At 58.5% G+C, this 2,076-nt stretch carries 2 protein-coding genes and 1 pseudogene; 2 read left to right on the top strand and 1 reads right to left on the bottom strand.

Annotation, left to right across the window (positions count from 1 at the left end; genetic code table 11):
- Window positions 1–164: 164 nt before the first annotated feature.
- Window positions 165–479 (bottom strand): co-chaperone GroES, encoded by a 315-nt coding sequence (gene groES, locus AX735_RS17580; protein WP_066282806.1) that lies wholly within the window; start codon window positions 477–479, stop codon window positions 165–167.
- A 281-nt stretch (window positions 480–760) separates the two neighbouring features.
- Here groES and AX735_RS17585 point away from each other — a divergent pair, with 281 nt between their 5' ends.
- The gene (locus tag AX735_RS17585) at window positions 761–1,033 is read left to right on the top strand and encodes a protein usg (protein ID WP_066114524.1); all 273 of its coding nucleotides are present in this window, start codon (window positions 761–763) and stop codon (window positions 1,031–1,033) included.
- A gap of 360 nt (window positions 1,034–1,393) precedes the next feature.
- Window positions 1,394–2,026, top strand: a pseudogene (locus AX735_RS24565) (tyrosine-type recombinase/integrase).
- Window positions 2,027–2,076: the final 50 nt, after the last annotated feature.

A 2,076-nucleotide genomic window follows, 5' to 3' on the forward strand; every position in this document is an offset into this window, starting at 1 on the left:
CCCTTGGGCCCCAGGGTTACCTTGACCGCATTGGCCAGGATATCGACGCCGCGCAGCATCCGGGCGCGTGCGTCTTCTGCGAACACTACTTCCTTGGCAGCCATGATGGCCTACCTCCTTTTTCCAGATTTCGGTTGAACAAATGGAAATGACGACGGGAAAGGTCAGGCCGCCTGTTTCAGCTCGGCCACGGTCTCGACCACGCCCAGGATGTCGCTTTCCTTCATGATGAGCAGATCCTCGCCGTCGATCTTGACCTCGGTGCCCGACCATTTGCCGAACAGGATGCGATCGCCCGGCTTGACCGCCAGCGCGATCAGCTCGCCCTTGTCGGTACGGCTGCCCGGGCCGGTGGCGACCACTTCGCCTTCCTGCGGCTTTTCCTTGGCAGTGTCGGGAATGATGATGCCGCCGGCCGTCTTCTCATCGGCCTCGATACGGCGAACCAGCACGCGATCGTGCAAGGGACGGAAATGCATGCATAACCTCCAATTGCAAAAACGTTGATGGAAAGCCTCCCCCGGAGACTCCAGCAGGAGGCGAGCGGCAAAATTGTAAGCCTGTCCGGGCAGTTCAAGAGGGCCGCTCAAAATTTCAGCACTCGCCGCCAGCGAGTGCCAGCAAATTACATCATATCAATGGGATAGAAGGGATTTGCGCTGCAAGCGTCCTTGACACGGCCCGCTGTTCGAAAGAAATATGCCCACGATTTTCGTCCCTATTCGCAAAGGCCATCTGATCAGCATCGGGAGAACGCATCATGGCAGGAGATCAGGATTTTCGGTTGCAGCTTCTGGGCTACAGCCTGACGACCGTGGAGATCGCCTATTATCTGCCCGATCATCCCTCGCTGCTGCAGCTGTTCGTCTGGCAGCAATATGACGAAGCACCCGAATATCCCGGGCTGCGCCGCTTTCTCGATACGTGGCGGCGCGATATCGAGGCGGTCCTGCATTCGGTGACCATCGCCAACGACCGCAATATGGGGCCGCGCACCTGGAGACCAACCGACGCTGTCCGCTGCATTCAATAGCGGCGGCGGGCGAAAGCGGTGCAGGGCCAGCATCGGACGCCCAGCCGACGACTTCTCGCCAATCGAGAAGGCGATGCTGCAGGCTTTGGTCACGTAACCAGCATTAGATGACAAATTGGTCCGTCCGCTTTCACTGAAGTGGCTTCCAGACGGGGGACGAACTGCTGCCCACTCGGCGACGGTCACGAGCGGGGTCGACGCGCGACCGAGAAACCTCAACGACTACTTCTGGCGAAACCAGACGTTTACCGCAGCGGCCGGGAGTGACCGAGGTTGGGTCGGTACGAGCCCGACTGGGTCTACACCCTCCCGCCTATGGACCGTTCTTCAAATGGCCAACCCGGCCATAGGAGAATGACCATGGAAATGACTGAATCTCAGACCGTTGCGACCAAACGTCAGGTCTGGAATGCCGGGCGAACCGTCGGTGCGAAGCGTGCACTAAAGCCAAAGCAAATATGGCAGATTCGGTTCTACCTCAATCAGAACCGTCGCCTGCGAGATCGTGCACTGCTTGACCTCGCGATCGATAGCAAGCTTCGCGGCTGCGACTTGGTAAGGATGAAAATTGGAGACATCGTGAGCGGCGGACAGATCCGGACGCGCGCAATCGTAATGCAGCAGAAAACAAGTCGCCCGGTTCAGTTCGAATTGCTTGCGGACGCACGAGCGAGTTTGCTGACATGGCTCGAACGCCGAGGCGGTACGGTCGAAGACTATGTGTTTCCGAGCCGCGTCGATCGTGATCGTCATCTCAGCACGCGCCAGTATGAGCGGCTTGTAGATGATTGGGTTACGGCGGTCGGCCTGATGCGAAGCGAGTACGGTACTCATTCGCTTCGGCGCACAAAGGCGTCGATAATCTACAGGGCGACCGGCAACCTGCGCGCTGTCTAGATCCTTCTCGGTCACTGCAAGATCGAGAATACCGTACGCTATCTCGGGATCGACGTGGAAGACGCACTAGCCCTTGCCGAAAACACAGAAATTTGAATGATCAGCTCCTCGTCGCCGGCGGGGAGCTGGCCATACGGCCTTGGGAC

The organism is Blastomonas sp. CCH1-A6 (assembly GCF_001556365.1).
GTDB classification, from domain to species: Bacteria; Pseudomonadota; Alphaproteobacteria; order Sphingomonadales; family Sphingomonadaceae; genus Blastomonas; species Blastomonas ursincola.